General features: G+C 64.2%; 15 protein-coding genes. 3 read left to right on the top strand and 12 right to left on the bottom strand.

Annotated elements, in window-relative coordinates; all coding sequences use genetic code 11:
* The first annotated feature begins 233 nt into the window (after window positions 1-233).
* Window positions 234-3,590 (top strand): PAS domain-containing protein, encoded by a 3,357-nt coding sequence (locus MTX21_RS31625; RefSeq protein WP_280968515.1) that lies wholly within the window; start codon window positions 234-236, stop codon window positions 3,588-3,590.
* A gap of 83 nt (window positions 3,591-3,673) precedes the next feature.
* On the opposite strand, the gene MTX21_RS31620 is transcribed toward MTX21_RS31625, so the two are convergent.
* Window positions 3,674-4,432 (bottom strand): methyltransferase domain-containing protein, encoded by a 759-nt coding sequence (locus MTX21_RS31620; RefSeq protein ID WP_280968514.1) that lies wholly within the window; start codon window positions 4,430-4,432, stop codon window positions 3,674-3,676.
* A 188-nt stretch (window positions 4,433-4,620) separates the two neighbouring features.
* Between MTX21_RS31620 and MTX21_RS31615 the strand changes: the two genes are divergently transcribed.
* Window positions 4,621-5,307: an FkbM family methyltransferase gene (locus MTX21_RS31615; RefSeq protein WP_280968513.1), complete on the top strand. Its 687-nt coding sequence runs from the start codon at window positions 4,621-4,623 to the stop codon at window positions 5,305-5,307.
* 121 nt (window positions 5,308-5,428) lie between these two features.
* On the opposite strand, the gene MTX21_RS31610 is transcribed toward MTX21_RS31615, so the two are convergent.
* The 11 genes from MTX21_RS31610 to MTX21_RS31560 all read right to left on the bottom strand — a co-directional run bounded on the left by MTX21_RS31610 (window position 5,429) and on the right by MTX21_RS31560 (window position 16,775).
* Window positions 5,429-6,601, bottom strand: a complete 1,173-nt coding sequence (locus tag MTX21_RS31610) for an acetyl-CoA C-acyltransferase (protein ID WP_280968512.1) — start codon at window positions 6,599-6,601, stop codon at window positions 5,429-5,431.
* Window positions 6,602-6,827: 226 nt separating this feature from the next.
* On the bottom strand, window positions 6,828-8,417 hold the full coding sequence (gene serA / locus MTX21_RS31605; protein WP_280968511.1) for a phosphoglycerate dehydrogenase: 1,590 nt from the start codon (window positions 8,415-8,417) through the stop codon (window positions 6,828-6,830).
* 241 nt (window positions 8,418-8,658) lie between these two features.
* Complete coding sequence (locus MTX21_RS31600) at window positions 8,659-9,831, bottom strand: phosphoserine transaminase (protein ID WP_280968510.1); 1,173 nt, start codon at window positions 9,829-9,831, stop codon at window positions 8,659-8,661.
* Between the two features lie 79 nt (window positions 9,832-9,910).
* On the bottom strand, window positions 9,911-10,117 hold the full coding sequence (locus tag MTX21_RS31595; protein WP_280968509.1) for a hypothetical protein: 207 nt from the start codon (window positions 10,115-10,117) through the stop codon (window positions 9,911-9,913).
* A gap of 156 nt (window positions 10,118-10,273) precedes the next feature.
* On the bottom strand, window positions 10,274-10,738 hold the full coding sequence (locus MTX21_RS31590) for a GNAT family N-acetyltransferase (RefSeq protein WP_280968508.1): 465 nt from the start codon (window positions 10,736-10,738) through the stop codon (window positions 10,274-10,276).
* Window positions 10,739-10,754: 16 nt separating this feature from the next.
* Window positions 10,755-11,345, bottom strand: a complete 591-nt coding sequence (locus MTX21_RS31585) for a glutathione S-transferase family protein (RefSeq protein ID WP_280968507.1) — start codon at window positions 11,343-11,345, stop codon at window positions 10,755-10,757.
* A gap of 74 nt (window positions 11,346-11,419) precedes the next feature.
* Window positions 11,420-12,307: an outer membrane beta-barrel protein gene (locus MTX21_RS31580; RefSeq protein WP_280968506.1), complete on the bottom strand. Its 888-nt coding sequence runs from the start codon at window positions 12,305-12,307 to the stop codon at window positions 11,420-11,422.
* A gap of 169 nt (window positions 12,308-12,476) precedes the next feature.
* Entirely contained in the window at window positions 12,477-13,307 is an 831-nt protein-coding gene (locus tag MTX21_RS31575; RefSeq protein WP_280968505.1) for an outer membrane beta-barrel protein, read from the bottom strand.
* Window positions 13,308-13,535: 228 nt separating this feature from the next.
* Window positions 13,536-14,789 (bottom strand): MFS transporter, encoded by a 1,254-nt coding sequence (locus MTX21_RS31570; protein WP_280968504.1) that lies wholly within the window; start codon window positions 14,787-14,789, stop codon window positions 13,536-13,538.
* Between the two features lie 252 nt (window positions 14,790-15,041).
* Window positions 15,042-16,385, bottom strand: coding sequence for a phosphoglucosamine mutase (glmM, locus tag MTX21_RS31565; protein ID WP_280968503.1), 1,344 nt, complete (start codon window positions 16,383-16,385; stop codon window positions 15,042-15,044).
* Between the two features lie 222 nt (window positions 16,386-16,607).
* Window positions 16,608-16,775, bottom strand: a complete 168-nt coding sequence (locus MTX21_RS31560) for a hypothetical protein (protein WP_280968502.1) — start codon at window positions 16,773-16,775, stop codon at window positions 16,608-16,610.
* 104 nt (window positions 16,776-16,879) lie between these two features.
* Here MTX21_RS31560 and MTX21_RS31555 point away from each other — a divergent pair, with 104 nt between their 5' ends.
* Window positions 16,880-18,016, top strand: a complete 1,137-nt coding sequence (locus MTX21_RS31555) for an alpha-hydroxy acid oxidase (protein ID WP_280968501.1) — start codon at window positions 16,880-16,882, stop codon at window positions 18,014-18,016.
* The last annotated feature ends 13 nt before the right edge of the window (window positions 18,017-18,029 follow it).

Raw genomic sequence — 18,029 nt, 5'->3', positions numbered from 1 at the left:
AGCACCCGGCCCCTCGCGAATCTCAGGGGAAGCAACGCAGGCCCACCCTTGCGGGTTCATCCAGATTAAGGTTATCGCGGCTTTCGGCTCCTCCTTTGGCCTAGCGGCGTGGACCTGCCCGCGCCCGCGCGCGATACTAACCCTTTCTTAAGGCTGTCATTCCGGCAGTCCCCGCAACCCGACGCCCAAGACGCGTGAGAGCGACGCGTGAGAGTGAAAAGCAAGCCGGTTGGATGACTAGTTCGGATTTCCAGTTGCGAGGCGTGGGCGATCCGCGGCTGGCCGTGCATGCGACCTCTCCGCTGCCTGCGTGGCTCTGGTCGACCGACGGCACGCACGTGCTCTGGGCCAATCCCGTTGGCGCAAGGCTGTTCGGCGCGCCCAATGCCGCAGCGCTCGCGGCAAGGACGTTCGGACCTGCGGATCCGCATCGCCGCCAGGTTGCCCGTCTCGCGCGCCAGCTTGCGGCGAGCGGCGCGGTCCGGCTCGAGCGGCTGCGCGGCTTCGGCGCCCGGCTCGGCACGCTGATGACCTGCGCCTGCGCACGGCTCGACTTTCCCGACGGCGGCCGCGGCGTGCTCGTCACCGCGATGGACCCGACCGGCCGCACCATGCCGCTGGTGGAGCGCCTCCAGCGCCTGGTCGAAGGTGTCCACCTGCCGATGGCCGCGTTCGCGCCCGACGGGCTTTTCATCGGCGCAAGCGAAGCCGCCCGCCCCCTGCTCGGCTTTCGCGATCTCGGCGAGGCCGGGCTCGAACAGGCTCGCAGCGAGGCGCTGGGGCAGGGCCGCGTCGAGGCGCCGATCGGTATCGGCCACATGGTGCTGCAACGGGTCGGCCTGGGGGCCGATGTCGGTCTCATCGCGCTGCTCGCGCCGGACACCAGGCAAGTGCCGCCTGAGACGACGGCTGGGGCCACTGAAGACACCGGGCGCGAGCCGGCCGGGGTGCCGGACTATGAGCAGCCGGCGCTGTCGAACGAGGCGCCTGCCGAATTTGCGCTGTTCGACGCGTTCGCCGAGCCCGTCGAGATGCCGGCGCCCGTGCCGACCGAGCCGGAGCCGCCCGCGTCCAACGCGGCGCTGGCGCAGGCTGCAATCGATTCTCCGGTTGATAGCTTGGCAGAGGCCATTGTCTCGCCCCAAGCCGAGCCGATCACGGCTGTCATGGTCGAGCCGCCGTCAGCACATGCGGAGCCGCCTGCACCGCGCCATCAGCCGCTGCGCTTCGTGTGGCAGATGGATGCGCAGGGACGCTTCGTGCTCGGCTCCGACGAGTTCATCCGCCTGATGGGCGCGCACACGGCGGCCAGCTTCGGCCGGTCCTGGCACGAAATCGCGCAGGAGCTTTCGCTCGATCCGGACGGCCGCGTCGCGGAGGCGCTGGCGAGCCGCGACACCTGGGCCGGGATCACGGTGAACTGGCCGGTCGACGGCGACGAACGAATCCCGGTCGAGCTCGCCGGCCTGCCGGTCTATGACCGGATGCGCAACTTCGCCGGCTTCAAGGGCTTTGGCGTATGCCGCGATCTCGACCGCCTCAACCGGCTCGACGCGCTGCGGCGGTTCGAGCTGTTCACGGAATCTCCGACGCCGCAGCGCCATTCCGCCGACATCGTCGAGCCTGGGCCTGAGCCCGAACCGGAGGGGCCGCCTCCGCCGCTCGAGCCGATCTCGTCCGCACCCGAACTGCCAGAACCTGAACCATCCGAGCCTGAACCGAACGAAGCCGAGCTGCCCGAGCCTGCAACCGACGCGAATTCACACCCAACCGATCTGGAAACATCAGTGGAAACGCCTCCGCCCGTGGAAACGCCTCCCAACGTTGTGCCGTTCCGCCCGCTCGGCGATGCCAAATCGCCGACGCTCACGCCGGTCGAGAACAGCGCGTTCAACGAGCTTGCCCGGCAATTGTCGGAGCGGCTCGAACGCGAGCGGGAGGCGATGGGGAGCGCACCGTCCGAGCCGCCGACGGGCGAGGTCGCCGCCGAGCCATCGCCGCCGGAGCCGGAGCCGCCGCGCTTGCCTGCGGGATGGCTGATCGAGCCCGAGCCGCCGGCGCATGGCGACAGCGGGCGCGACCGCACGCTGCTCGACCTGTTGCCGACAGGCATCCTGATCTATCGCCTCGACCGCCTGCTCTACGCCAACCCCGCCTTTCTCGCGCGCATCGCCTATGACAGCCTGAGCGCGCTGGAGAATGCCGGCGGACTGGACGCGCTCTACATCGAGGCGGGCGTCTCTGCGGCGAGCAGCACATCGCAAGCCGGCACGCCGGTCACGATCAGCACGAGCATGACGAATGGCGATCAGCCGCTCGCCGCCACCGAGGCGCATCTGCACGCAATCGCCTGGGACGGCGACACCGCGCATGCGCTGATCTGCGCGCTGCCGCAGGCCGCCGCTGTTGCTGCCGAGCCCGCGGTTGCGGAGGGTGTGGTGATGATCGCCGATGCGCCCGAGCCGGAGCTGGATGCCGGCGAGGCGGATGCCGAGGACCTTGCGGCGATCCTCGACACGACAGCCGAAGGCATCGTCATGTTCGATGCCGAAGGCAACATCCACGCCTGCAACCGCAGCGCCGAGGCGCTGTTCGGCTATGACGGCGAGGCGCTGTTGCAGCAGAACCTGCTGACCCTGTTCGCGCCCGAGAGCCAGCGTGTCGTCACCGATTATCTGGAAAGCCTGAGGAGCCAGGACATCTCGAGCCTGCTCGACCACGGCCGCGAGGTGCTGGGACGCGAGAAGAAGGGCGGCGTCATTCCGCTTGCCATGATCATGGGCCGCACCAGGCCCGACGGCCCGAACTTCTTCGCCGTGTTCCGCGACCTGTCGCAGAGCAAGAAGGGCGAGAGCGAATTGAAGCAGGCGCGGCGGCTCGCCGACGGCGCCGCCAGTGCCAAGGCCGACATGCTGGCGCGGATCAGCCACGAGATCCGAGCGCCGCTGAACGCCATCATCGGCTTTGCCGAGGTGATGATCTCCGAACGCTTCGGCGCGCTCGGCAACGAGCGCTACGGCGAATATATGAAGGACATCCGCGCCTCCGGCGAGCGCGTGATCGCGATCATCGACGATCTCCTCGAGCTTTCGCGCATCGAGACCGGCAAGCTCGACCTCAACTTCGCCAAGCTCCACCTCAACGATCTCGTCGAAGCCTGCGTGACGGTGATGCAGCCGCAGGCCAACCGCGAGCGCATCATCATCCGCACCTCGCTCGCGCACGCGCTGCCGCAGGTCATGGCCGATGCACGCGCGGTGCGGCAGATCACCATGAACCTGATCTCCAACTCGATCCGGCTCGCCAGCGCCGGCGGCCAGGTCATCGTCTCGACCGCGCTGACCGATCGCGGCGAGGTTGCCCTTCGCATCCGCGACACCGGCCATGGCCTCAGCGAGAAGGAGGTCGCGGCCGCGATGGAGCCGTTCCGCACGCCGCCGCCCGGCGATGCCTCGGACAATTCAGCGCTCAGCCTGTCCTTGACCAAGGCGCTGGTCGAAGCCAACCGCGCCCAGTTCAACATCAAGAGCGCCGCCAATTCCGGCACGCTGATCGAGGTCGTGTTCGCGCCGGCGCTGGCGCGGGCTTAAAGCGAGATCAGGTTGATTGCTGCCAAGGGTGAGGTGCGCTCCGCCGCGCTCGCCATGCGAGGCGCGAGTGAGGGAACGACGCGTCAGAGACCGGACCGACGTCTTGCCGCTCTCATCAAGACCCCCATGTTTCCGAGAAGATGCCTTGCCGCTATCGCCGCACTCTTGCCTTCGGTGACTTCCTGTAGCTTGTACTCGAAGTAGTCCGGCAAGACACGATCCAGATCGAAGGCTCCGGTCGTCGGGGAATAGCCTTGGGGGCAATAATCGCCTCGACAAAAGACGAGAAGGTTCTGTCGATACCAGGGCCGAATCCGGCGATCGTCGTAGATCTGCGGCCGGATGCAATCGACGGCGTGGTAACCGTGGCTACTGAAACGTCTTGCCCAATAGGATGGCCACTGTTCGTTCAGGTGGTTTCTTCCGCCTTGTCCTTTGACGGCAGCAGAGAACAGCACGACCGGTGCAGCGACCACGAGCGCGGAAACGAAATCATCGGCACTACTCTCGGGCAAATGCTCCGCGACTTCCAACGAGCACGCCAAATCGAATTTGCGGCCGACATCGGTGATGTATCGAAGGTCCATGGATTTGAACCTTTCTGACGGAATCCTGAGCTGATCCCGAGGCACATAGTCGCCGTCAATTCCGAGATAGTCGCCAACACCGTTCGTGGCGAATTCATGTAACCAGGCGCCGACGCCGCAACCGACGTCGACGACCGAATTCACCCTGAAAAGTCGAAGCACCAGCGGGACGATGACCGACGCAGATTCGAAAGACCCGCCGGATTGCTCCCTGTAGAACTGCGCCCCGTAATGCCCGGCTACAGAATTCGCCATATCAATACCTCCGGTCACTCGCAGAAGGCTGCGCCATGCCGCCGCAGAACGTCAAGCCCATCGCTCATTGAGATTTGCAAAGAGGTGGCTCGCGCCATCGAGTTCCACGATGTCACCGCGTTGCCATCATCGTTAGGTTTAATTTTCCGGTGGGCTGTTCGGGCGACAAGAACACAGGCGAATTCGCTATGCTTAGGGCGCCGCTACACATTGCCGGTCGATTGCGCCGCTATCTCTATCGCCGCGTTTACGGCGATCCGGACAACTATCTGCAACTATGTTCCGGTGTGATTCATGTCGGCGCAAATGCTGGCCAAGAACGAGACCTCTATGCTCGACACAAGCTCAAGGTGGCGTGGATAGAGCCTATCCCGGAACAATTCGAGAAGCTTCAGCAAAACATCCGTTCCCTGCCCGACCAGCGAGCAATCAATGCGCTGATCGCAGATAGCGATGGCAAGCCCTACACCTTCCATGTCTCGAACAATGATGGCCTGTCGTCATCTATTCTGGATTTGCGCGGCCACAAGGACATTTGGCCAGATGTGCACTACGTCCGCGACATAACGATTCATTCGTCAACCTTGAAAACGGCTCTTGAGATGTCGGGGATCGATCCGGGTCGATACAATGCCCTTGTGTTGGACACTCAGGGCTCGGAGTTGCTGGTCCTGCGAGGTGCGGAGGACATCTTGCGGCAGTTCCGATTCATCAAGGCCGAAGCGGCGGACTTCGAGTCGTACCGAAATTGTGCGACCGTTGACCAACTATGCTCGTATCTGAAACCCTTCGGATTTCAGGTGAACCGCGAGGATCGGTTTGCGAAGCGCGCATCCGGTGGCGCCTATTTCGACATCTTGTTCGAGCGACTCTGATCGAAGAAGGTCTGACCAGAATCACGCCACGAACCTATGACCGAACCGAGCGTTTGGCCGGCCCCAAACAAAAAGGCACGGCGCTTGCGGCGCCGTGCCTTTTGCATTCTTACGGCCTTGATCAGCTATAGATCTCGAACAGGCCGGCGCCGCCCTGGCCGCCGCCGATGCACATCGTCACGACGCCCCACTTGGCCTTGCGGCGCGCGCCTTCCTGGAGCAGGTGGCCGGTCAGGCGTGCGCCGGTCATGCCGAAGGGATGGCCGATCGCGATCGAGCCGCCGTTGACATTGTACTTGGCCGGATCGATGCCGAGCTTGTCGCGGCAGTACAGGCACTGGCTGGCGAAGGCTTCGTTGAGCTCCCAGAGATCGATGTCGTCGATCTTCAGGCCGGTGCGCTTCAACAGCTTCGGGATCGCGAACACCGGACCGATGCCCATCTCGTCAGGCTCGCAGCCGGCGGTCGCCCAGGCGACGAAGCGGCCGAGCGGCTTGAGGCCGCGCTTCTCGGCGTCCTTGGCTTCCATCAGCACCACGGCCGCGGCGCCGTCGGAAAGCTGGCTGGCATTGCCGGCGGTGACGAACTTGCCGGGGCCCTTGACCGGCTCGAGCTTGGCGAGACCTTCCATCGTGGTCTCGGGGCGGTTGCACTCGTCGCGGTCGACGATGTAGTCAACGATGCTCTCCGCCTTGGTCTGCTTGTCGACGACCTTCATCTTGGTCTTCATCGGGACGATCTCGTCCTTGAACTTGTTCGCCTGCTGCGCCGCCGCCATGCGGCGCTGCGACTCCAGCGAGAACTCGTCCTGATATTCGCGGCTGAGCTTGTAGCGCTCGGCGACGATGTCGGCGGTGTCGATCATCGCCATGAAGATGTCGGGCGCGACCTTGAGCAGTTCCGGATCGATCGATTCCTTCGGCGAGCCGCCGCCGGGAATCGAGATGCTCTCGACGCCGCCGGCGACGATGCAATCGGCGCCGTCGGAGCGGATCGAGTTGGCGGCCATCGCGATGGTCTGCAGCCCCGAGGAGCAGAAGCGGTTCACCGACACGCCGGCGGTGGTCTTCGGCAGGCCTGCGAGCAGTGCGGCCTGCCGGCCGATGTTCGGCGCGCCATGGGCGCAATTGCCGAGATAGCAGTCCTCGACATAGTCCTTCTCGACACCGGCGCGATCGACCGCATGGTGGATGGCGTGGGCCGCGAGAGACATCGGCGGCGTGATGTTGAATCCGCCGCGGGCGGACTTCGCCAGGCCCGTGCGCGCATAGGAAACGATGACGGCTTCACGCATTGGTTTCTCCCTTTTCGAACGATTTGGAGCTAGCGACTTGGAGGTCGCATCCTCGCGCCATTGGTACACAAAGTTTGGAGGTCGCGGGGAAAATAAAGCGCCGGCCTGATCAAACAAAAACGCCGCCCTCGCAGGAGAGCGGCGTTTGTTCCGTAGGTCGGAATATATGATATGATATCCGTCATTCCGGGACGCGCGAAGCGCTCCGGAATGACAAAATCGTCGATCAGAACGTCAGCGCCTTGACCTGCTTGACCTGCGGCAGGGCCTGCACCTTGGCGAGCACGTCCGCCGGCACCGCGCCGTCGACCTCGACGAGCGCGATGGCATCGCCGCCCTGCTCGACACGGCCGAGATGGAAGGTCGCGATGTTGATCTTGGCGTCGCCCAACAGCCCCGCGAACTTGCCGATGAAACCCGGCTTGTCCTCGTTGGTGACATAGATCATCGACTTGCCGAACTCGGCGTCGACGCGGATGCCCTTGATGTCGACCAGGCGCGGCTTGCCGTCGTGATAGACGGTGCCGGAGACCGAACGCTCCTGGCGTTCGGTCGCGACCGTGACGGTGATCAGGCTCTCATAGTCGCTCTGCGCGGCGCGGGTCACCTCGTCGACCACCATGCCGCGCTCCTTGGCGACGACGGGTGCGGACACGACGTTGACCTCGCCCAGCATCGGCCGCAGCAGGCCCGACAGCACCGCGGAGGTCAGCGCCTTGATCTTCATCTCGGCGACGTGGCCCTCATAGGTGATCGTGACCTTCGAGATTCCGGTTTCGGTGAGCTGGCCGGCGAAAGAGCCGAGCTTCTCGGCAAGCGCGATGAACGGCCTCAGCTTCGGCGCTTCTTCCGCGGTGATGGACGGGAAGTTGATCGCGTTGGAGATCGCGCCGGAGATGAGATAGTCCGACATCTGCTCGGCGACCTGGAGCGCGACATTCTCCTGCGCCTCGGTGGTGGAGGCGCCGAGATGCGGCGTGCAGATCACGTTGGGATGGCCGAACAGCACGTTCGAGGTGGCGGGCTCCTCGACGAAGACGTCGAAGGCGGCGCCGGCGATGTGCTTGGAATTGAGCGCCTCGACCACCGCCTGCTCGTCGACCAGGCCGCCACGGGCGCAGTTGATGAGGCGCACGCCCTTCTTCATCTTGGCGATCGCGGCTGCGTCGATGATGTTCTTCGTCTTGTCGGTGAGCGGGGTGTGCAGCGTGATGAAGTCGGCGCGCCTCAAGAGGTCGTCGAGCTCGACCTTCTCGACGCCGATGTCCTTGGCCCGCTCCGGCGACAGGAACGGATCATAGGCGATGACCTTCATGCGCAGGCCGAGCGCGCGGTCGGCGACGATCGAGCCGATGTTGCCGCAGCCGACCACGCCGAGCACCTTGCCGGTGATCTCGACGCCCATGAAGCGGTTCTTCTCCCACTTGCCGGCCTGGGTCGAGATATCGGCCTGCGGAATCTCGCGCGCCAGCGCCAGCATCAGCGTGATGGCGTGCTCGGCGGTCGTGATCGAATTGCCGAACGGCGTGTTCATCACGATGATGCCCTTGGCGGTCGCCGCGGGAATCTCGACGTTGTCGACGCCGATACCGGCGCGGCCGATCACCTTCAGCTTCGTCGCCTTCTCGATGATCTTGGCGGTCGCCTTGGTCGCGGAACGGATCGCTAGGCCGTCATAGTTGCCGATGATCTCGGCCAGCTTGTCCTTGTCCTTGCCGAGATTGGGCTGGAAGTCGACCTCGACGCCGCGATCCCTGAAGATCTGCACGGCAGCGGGAGAGAGCGCGTCGGAAATGAGAACTTTGGGTTTGGTCATGGGAATAGTCCTTCACCTTCCCTGAGGAGAGGATCGGCCTACGAGGGCCGGAATGGGTGAGTGTCGCGGAAGTTCGTTCTCTCCCTCTCCCCGTCCTTACGGGGAGAGGGCTGGGGTGAGGGGCAGCCACAAGCACCAGCGCAGGCGGTGAGAGCCCCTCACCCGGATTTGCGCTGGACGATGCTTCGCGTCGCCAGGTGCAATCCGGCCTCTCCCGTAAAAGCGGGGAGAGGTGAAAAAGTTACGCCGCCTTCGCCAGCGCGGCCTTGGTCTCGGCGAAGGCCCAGTCGATCCACTGGGTCAGGAGCTCGACGTCCTTGGCCTCGACCGTGGCGCCGCACCAGATGCGCAGGCCCGCCGGGGCATCGCGGTAGTACGCGAAGTCGAAGCCGGCGCCTTCCTTCTCGACCAGCGCGACCAGCTTCTTGCAGAAGTCGGCCTGCGCGTCCGCGGGAAGCGAGGTGATCGCCGGGTCGGTGAACTTCAGGCACACCGAGGTGTTGGAGCGGATCGAGGCGTCCTTGGCCAGGAAATCGATCCAGGGCGTCTTCGCCTTCCAGTCGGCGAGCACCTTGGTGTTGGCGTCGGCGCGCGCGATCAACGCCTTGAGGCCGCCGATCGACTTCGCCCAGTTCAGCGCATCGAGATAGTCCTCGACGCAGAGCATCGAGGGCGTGTTGATGGTCTCGCCGACGAAGATGCCTTCGTTGATCTTGCCGCCCTTGGTCATGCGGAAGATCTTGGGCAGCGGCCAGGCCGGCTTGTAGGTCTCGAGCCGCTCCACGGCGCGGGGCGAGAGGATCAGCATGCCGTGCGCGGCTTCGCCGCCGAGCGCCTTCTGCCAGGAGAAGGTGACGACGTCGAGCTTTGCCCAGTCGAGCGGCTGCGCGAACGCTGCCGAGGTGGCGTCGCAGATGGTCAGGCCTGCGCGCGTCGCGCTGATCCAGTCGGCGTTCGGCACGCGCACGCCGGAGGTGGTGCCGTTCCAGGTGAAGACGATATCGCTGTTCGGATCAACCTTGGACAGATCGGGGATTTCACCATAGGCCGCATTGAGCTTGGTGACGTCCTTGAGCTTCAATTCCTTGACGATGTCGCTGACCCAACCTTCGCCGAAAGATTCCCAGGCGAGCGTGGTGACGGGCTTTGCTCCGAGCAGCGACCATAGCGCCATCTCGACCGCGCCGGTATCGGACGCCGGCACGATGCCGATGCGATAATCGGCGGGCACCTCGAGCACTTCGCGCGTCAGATCGATCGCGAGCTTGAGCTTGGTCTTGCCGATCTTCGCGCGATGCGAGCGGCCGAGAGCTGCGTCTTTGAGATTTTGGGCGTTCCAGCCGGGGCGCTTGGCACAGGGGCCGGAGGAGAAATGCGGCACGTTCGGCCGCGAAGCGGGCTTCGCAACAGTCATAATCTACCCTTCCAGATAGTAAGCCTCCCGTTGGGGGGAGGTGTCCCGCCGCGGCTCATACGGGAAACGGGTAGCATCGTCAAGGAAGTTCGGGTGGCTCACGCTGGAGTGATGGCGATTCCGGTGCAGTTTCCGGGGCTTCGACTGCGGCCAGCGCATTCAGCAAATCCGTTGCCTCGCTGATCAATTGCGCGGCCCGGCGGCGGCTACCGACTTTCAAAATGCTTTTGTCGCCGGCCTGCACGACATAGTCGTTGCCGACCTTGATCAGAGAATAGCTTGTCATCGAAATCCCCGAACCAACCGAGCCCGGTGTTCGACGCTGCGTAGCACCGTTCGCCCGCCGGCAAACGTGAACGACGGCCCGGTAGTTTATCAGCTCTTAACACGAACGAATGCGCGATCCGATTTTGCAAGCAACGCAACGGTCGCGGCGGCGTCCTCAAAAGCGGACAGTCATGCCGACATGACTCGGTTCAAATCCAAGCCGCTTGTAGAAGCGCTGTGCATCGACGCGGCTCGCGTGCGTCAGCAGCTCGACGAGATTGCAACCGCGCGCCTTCGCTTCCGTCACCGCCCATTGCACGAGTTGCTCGCCGATGCCGCGGCTGCGGCAGTCGGAAGCCACGCGGACATCCTCAAGCAAACCGCGCACGCCGCCTTGCGAGCTGAGGCCGGGCAGGATGGCGAGTTGCAGGCAGCCGACCACCTTGCCCTCGCTCTCCGCGACCACGAGCTGGAGATTGGGATCGCGCTCGACCCGCTCGAACGCCTCGTAATAGGAGGCGGGCAAGGGATCCTCGAGCCGCTCGCGGGCGCGCCCGAGATGGTCGTCGGCGAGCATCGCCACGATCGCCGCGACATCGTCGCGGCGCGCGCGGCGGATGGAGACGGATTTCGCATTCATGCTTAGAACTCCAGAGTCAGCGCGCCGGCGGAAGGTCGAGACCGGCCTCGGCCTCGCCGATCCAGCGGCGGATCGCCGCGTGACGGTCGAGGTCGAAGCCGCCTTCATGCGCGAGGCGCGTATAGGCGAGCAGCGCGACGTCGGCGAGCGAAACGGCATCGCCAACGAAGAAGCGGCTTGCCGCAAGATGCTGCTCCATGCGGTCGAGCGCCGCATAGCCGCGCTTGACTTTCTCCGGATCGAGCTCGGACGCGGACTTGCCGAGATAGACGATAAGGAAGCGGCACACCGCGATATAGGGCTCGTGGCTGTACTGCTCCCAGAACAGCCATTCGTCCATCTTGGCGGCCGTGAAGGCATCGCGCGGAACGAGCGCGCTGTCGCGAGCGAGATAGCGGATGATGGCGTTGGACTGCGCCAGCGTGCGGCCGTCGTCGAATTCGACGGTCGGCACCTGGCCGGCGCCGTTCAGCTTCAAAAATTGCGGCGTGCGGGTTTCGCCCTTGCGCGTGTCGATCTCGATCCAGCGATAGGGCAGCGCGAGCCTGTCGCAGACCCACCTCACCTTCAGACAATTGCCGGAATTGCTGTCGCCGTAGATCTTCATCGCTGCCGCCCCGCTTCGCGCGACAGAGCATCAGGACGGCGCGAGCCTGTCAACCACGGCGCCGCGCAGCCGCGTCAGAACTTGTAACCGAGCCCGACGCGCGCATTGTTCAGCGTCACCGAGGTGTTCATGACGGGAGAGAATTTTACATACTCGTACTCCACCCGCGCGAACAACCCTTCCCACAGGCAGTATTCCAGCCCGAGGCCGGCGACCCAACCGACCGCGAAGGCGTTGGTTCTATGCTGGCCCTGCGTCTGCGACTGCGCCGGAACGGGGTTCGGTCCGACCGAGGTGACCGTCGTGTTGCCGAAGATGTCCGTTGTCGTCGTATCCTGGCGCAGGGTCACGTTGCTCGTCACCGTGCGCGAGACGTCCATGCGGCCGACGGCGGCGCCGGCGAACATGTAGGGCATGAAGTCGCCCCCATCCCAACCCATGCGCCCGCGAAGCGTGATCATGTCCTTGACCTGCGCCGTCGCGGCACCGGTCAACGACACGTTCCAGTGGTCGATCGTGTTGGCGGGCGGGGTGTCGCCTGGCGGGTTGATGATGTCGAGCGCGTTGGTGCCTCTCGTCGCGGTCGCCATGTTGTTGAAATAGCTGTAGGTGCCCTCGAGACCGAGAATGGCATCGTACCATTGCCAGTTGCGCCCGATGAAGGCGCTGAAATTGGTGCCTTGCGTGGTGGTCTTGTTCATCAGCGACCACGTCGACGTCGGCTGCTGCAGCACGCTGTCGCGGAAGATGTAGTTCGTCAGGCCGACGACGCTCTGGCTGAAATCCGTCGAGTCGCTGGTGTAGCCGACATGACCACCGACATAGACGCCGTCCCAATTGTGGGTCGTCTTCGACAGGCCGTCGGTGAAGCCGCCGCGCAGGACGGGCAGATCCGGCATATCGGCCGCCTGTGCCGCAGACGCTGCCGCCGCCATCGCCGCCGCCAACCAAAGCCTACGCATTGCAACGCTCCATCAAACTCGAACTTTCGCTGTAATCATCGCGCGTTAACCTTAACCAATGGTTGAACTAGGCAATTTCGTCACGCCCAGCCGTGAAAAATACGCAAAGCAAAACGGCGCGAGATGATCCCGCGCCGTTAAGAAATTTTAAAGCGACCTGAGTTGCCGATCAGCCCTTGGTGACGAGCGGCGGCGGCGCATAAACCGGCGGGCTGCTGAGATCCCAGCGCACGCCGAGCTTCACGTCGTGCGAGGTGATGTCCTTGATCTGGATCGTGGATGGGCCCGAGATGCTGTTGTCGAACGCACGGTAGTTGCCGGGCGCCGCATCGCCGAGATTCATGTAGCTGTAGGCCAGTTCGACGGTGAAGCCGGGATTGACCTTGTAAGCGAGACCGGCATGCGCGGCCCAGGCGAAATTCCACTTTCCGTTGTCGCCGAAGTAGGTGACGCTGTTCGACAGCGCACCGGCGGTGTAGCGGACGCCGTCATCGCGGAAGCCGCTGAGCTTGTTGAAGGAGCCGCCGACGCCGGCGCCGATGAACGGCGTGATGCACCACCAGGTGCCGAGATCGACATAGGCATTGGCCATGACGACCCACTCGGACTTGCTGCCGCTGTAGTTGTCGGCTTCGACGTCGGCGGGGCCGAGGATGACGTTGTCGGAGCCGTGCAGGTTGGCCTTGCCGCGATACTGGCCGATCAAGTCCGCGCGAAACCAGTTGTTGAAGCGGTAGCCGACGCCGAGGTCGAACAGCGGCGAGGAGTCGAAACCGAGGCCCACCGTCGTGGTCGGGAACGCCCGCGCGGTCGCGCTGTCGATCCGGTTCGCGCTCTGGTTCGTCATGCCGATATCGCCGCGCAGATACCAGCCGCCGAAGTCGGCGGGCGGAGCCGGCGCGTACATAGGGGGCGCCGCGATCGGCATATCGGCAGCAAACGCCACCGACGAGATCAGGGTTGCCGCACCCGCGGCAAGGAGAGACTTAACGCTACGCATTTGGCTTCGTCCTTTTGGCCGGTGAGGCAAAATACGCAGGCCTCACGTTCTGGAAACTCACGGACGGACGATGGCACTAAATGCTTAAGCGCCACTTAACCCTAATTTTTAAGGTTGATTTTTTCCCACTACACACGCAGCCGCCGTACGAGCGTTGCAAAAATGCGATGCCCACGGGGCCCAATTGCTAACGATGTATGAAAGCGCGAGACCGAAGGAGAGGATGCGTTAACGCGCGTGCCGCGGCAGTTTCGGCAGGAATACCGCGAGCAAGCCGATCGCCGGCAAATAGGCGCAGACCTGGTAGACGAACTCGATCGAGGTGTGATCTGCGAGCTTGCCGAGCACCGCCGCCCCCAAGCCGCCGATGCCGAAGGCGACGCCGAAGAACACGCCGGAGATCATGCCGAAGCGATGCGGTACCAATTCCTGCGCAAACACGATGATCGACGACGTCGTCGAGGAGATGATGAGTCCGATGATCACGGAGAGCACCGCGCTGCCGACGAGACCCGCATAGGGCAGCGCCAGCGTGAACGGCAACGCGCCGACGATCGAGATCCAGATCACGATCTTGCGGCCGAAGCGGTCGCCCAGCGGCCCGCCGAGGAACGCACCGACCGCGTTCGCCGCCAGGAAGACGAAGAGATAGATCTGCGCCGCCTGTGTCGACACGCCGAAGCGGTCGATCAGATAAAAGATGTAGTAGCTCGACAGGCTCGAGACGTAGAGCTGCTTGGAGAACAACAGCGCCACCAGCACGAGAAGCGCAACCGCGACGCGGCGCGAGCTCGGCCCGCCGGGCTGGGCGTGCGCCGGTGCCACCTTCTTCGTCGTGATCTGCGGTGCATACCAGCGGCCGATGCGCCAGAGGATGAGGATCGCAAGGAACGCGATCGAGGAGAACCAGGCGATGCTGCCCTGTCCGAACGGCACGACGATGAGCGCGGCGAGCACCGGCCCCATCGAGGTACCGAAGCTGCCGCCGAGCTGGAACACCGATTGCGCGAAGCCGTAGCGGCCGCCGGAGGCGAGCCGCGCGATGCGCGCGGATTCCGGGTGGAATACCGCCGAGCCGAGGCCGACCAGCGCGGCGGCAACGAGGATGACAAGATACTGATGCGCGATGCTGAGCAGCAGCAGGCCGAAGAAGGTCGACGCCATGCCGATCGCGAGCGAATAGGGCTGCGCCTTCTTGTCGGTGTAGTGCCCGACGACCGGCTGAAGCAGCGAGGCTGTGAACTGGAAGGCCAGCGTGATCATGCCGATCTGCGCGAAGTCGAGCGCGTAGGTGTCCTTCAGGATCGGATACACCGAGGCGATCAACGACTGCATGGTGTCGTTGAGGAAATGCGAGAAGCTGATGCCGGCAAGCACGATGTAGGCCGGCCCCGCGCTCGGCCTCACTGCTGCGGACGCCATATCATCCACGACGACTGGCTCGGTCAGCGTTTCCTCAGGTACGACGACTGGCTTGTTCAATGGAGGAATCCCGGCAGGCGCGGCGAACCGCCACATCCGCTAGATACGACGCCCATGGCGGTGGAACCAGCGCCAATCGCCGATGGCTGGGATGCGCTTGCCCGGTTTCACTTCGAAGCAGAGCGGCCTGCATCCTTCGAGACGCCCGCCTCTGGCGGGCTCCTCACCATGAGGGTCCTAGATCTCATCGAGAAGCACGACCTCATCCTGAGGAGCCCGCGAAGGCGGGCGTCTCGAAGGATGGCTATAAGCTCAGGCGGCCGCGTGCCCAAGCGCGGAGACGATGGTGTCGACGATATCCTCGACCAGGACGCGGTCCTCGCCCTCGCCCATCACACGGATCACCGGCTCGGTGCCGGAGGAGCGGATCAGGAGGCGGCCGTGGCCGTTGAGGCGCTTCTCACCGTCGGAGATCGCCGATTTGACGTCGGAATCGTCGAGCGGCTTGCCGCTCTTGTAGCGGACGTTCTTCAGGATCTGCGGCAGCGGATCGAAGCGGTGGCAGACTTCCGAGACCGGCCGGCGCAGCCTCTGCACCACCGCCAGCACCTGCAATGCCGCGACGAAGCCGTCGCCCGTCGTCGCATAGTCGGACAGGATGATGTGGCCGGACTGCTCGCCGCCGAGATTGTAGCCGCCGCTCAGCATCTGCTCGAGCACGTAGCGGTCACCGACCGGCGTACGCACGAGATCGAGCCCCTGCCCTTTCAGGAAGCGCTCGAGCCCGAGATTGGACATCACGGTCGCGACGATGCCGGGCCGCGACAGCCGTCCATCTTCCTTCCAGCTCTGCGCGATCACGGCGAGGAGCTGATCACCATCGACGAGATGGCCGCGTTCGTCGACCAGGATGACGCGGTCAGCATCGCCGTCCAGCGCGATGCCGATGTCGGCGCGCATCTCACGCACCTTCTTCGCCAGCGCTTCCGGCGAGGTCGAGCCACATTCCTTGTTGATGTTGAAGCCGTCGGGCTCGACGCCGATCGGCACCACGTCGGCACCGAGCTCCCACAGCGCTTCCGGCACGACCTTGTAGGCGGCGCCATTGGCGCAATCGATGACGACGCGCAGGCCGTCCAACGACAGGTCGCGCGGCAGCGTGCGCTTGGCGAATTCGATGTAGCGGTCATGCACGCCGTCGATACGGCGGGCGCGGCCGAGGCTCGCGCTCTGGGCCAGCCGCTTGTCGAGGGATTCGTCGAGAAGTTGCTCGATCTGCTTCTCGACGTCGTCGGAGAGCTTGAAGCCTTGCGGCCCGAACAGCTTGATGCCGTTGTCTTCGAACAAATTGTGCGAGGCCGAAATCATCACGCCAAGATCGGCGCGCATCGACTTGGTCAGCATCGCCACCGCCGGCGTCGGCATCGGGCCGACCAGCAGCACGTCCATGCCGACGGAGGTGAAGCCCGCGACCATGGCATACTCGATCATGTAGCCGGACAGGCGGGTGTCCTTGCCGATCACGACGCGATGGCGGTGTTCGCCGCGCTGAAACGCAAGGCCGGCCGCCTGACCGACCTTGAGCGCGAGCTCCGGCGTGATCAGTCCGTTAGCGCGGCCCCGAATCCCGTCCGTCCCAAAATATTTGCGGCTCATATGATCCCCCACGCAACTATCAGGGATCCCCGCTACAACCATCGGGTGCCCGAACGGGCCCCGCATCCCTGATTTGCTTTCTGCCTTATAAAGCCAACAGGGCTAACTTGGCTTCAAAAAATATGATGAATCGTTACGGAACCGGGCGCGCCGGTACCCCGGTAACCACATGTTAACGTTGAAATTCCCGCTGAGGCGGGGGAGCGGAATGGAACCGGCCCGCTAGTCCGTGCGCTTGACGTGGCCATCCTCGCGGGACGGCGGCGGCTGGGTGACATTGACGGGATCCGAGGCCGGAAAGGTCTCTTCCAGACCCTCCTCCAGCGCCTCTTCGAGACGGTGCTTTTCCTTGGTCGCTTCCGACGTCGCTTCACCGCGCGGCTTGCTCATGGCGGCCTCCCTAGAAAACGATCCGGCAAATGATTTGGCTGTGCATCCAACCATGGTAGATGACCCCTGAAATCTTCTGACGCAAGATGGGCCGGGGAACGTTCATGAAGCATATCACCTGTATCGACGATCTACGCGCGCTGCATATGCGCCGCGTGCCGAAAGCCTTCTTCGACTATTGCGACCGTGGCTCCTATGCCGAGGAAACGCTGCGCGCCAATCGCGAGGATATGCAGGCGATCAAGTTCCGCCAGCGCATCCTGGTCGACGTCTCCAAGCGCGACACCTCGACCACGATACTCGGCGAGCCCTCGACCATGCCGCTGATCCTGGCGCCGGTGGGCCTTTTGGGCATGCAGCATGGCGACGGCGAAATTTACGCCTGCCGCGCCGCGCAGGCTGCCGGCATCCCGTTCACGCAGTCGACGATGTCGATCTGCTCGATCGAGGATATCGCCGCCAATGTCGACAAGCCGTTCTGGTTCCAGCTCTACGTGATGAGGGACCGCGGCTTCATCAAAGATCTGGTCCAGCGCGCGATCACAGCGAAGTGCAGCGCGCTGGTCCTGACCGTCGATCTCCAGGTGATCGGCCAGCGCCACGCCGACATCAAGAACGGCATGACCGTGCCGCCGGAATGGTCGCTGTCGAAGCTCTTGGATTTCGCCAGCAAGCCGGCCTGGGTCTCCGGCGTGCTGCGCGGCAAGCGCCGCACCTTCGGCAACATCGCCGGCCACGTGAAGAACACCGAGGACCTCAACCGCCTCGCCGAATGGACGGCGTCGCAGTTCGACACTTCGTTGAACTGGAAGGACGTCGAGTGGGTCCGCAGCATCTGGCCGGGCAAGCTCATCATCAAGGGCATCCTCGACGTCGAGGACGCCGAGGAAGCCGCCAAGACCGGCGCACAGGCACTGGTCGTGTCGAACCATGGCGGCCGCCAGCTCGACGGTGCGCCGTCCTCGATCGAGGTGCTGCCCGAGATCGTCGACGCCGTGGGCTCGAAGATGGAGATCATGTTCGACGGCGGCATCCGCTCCGGGCAGGACGTGATGCGCGCACTCGCGCTCGGCGCAAAGTCCTGCATGATCGGCCGCGCCTACGCCTATGGCTTAGGTGCCGGCGGCCAGGCCGGCGTCGCCAAGGCGATCGACATCATCCAGAAGGAGCTGCTCACGACCATGGGCCTGTGCGGCGTCAACAGGATCGACGAGATCGACGATCACATCATTGCGGTGTGAGGCGCGGGCGGCC

The sequence above is a fragment of the Bradyrhizobium sp. ISRA430 genome (genome assembly GCF_029909975.1).
Classification (GTDB): domain Bacteria; phylum Pseudomonadota; class Alphaproteobacteria; order Rhizobiales; family Xanthobacteraceae; genus Bradyrhizobium.
The sequence above is the reverse complement of the archived record's forward strand: the minus strand, read 5'-3'. Positions and strand labels throughout refer to the sequence as shown.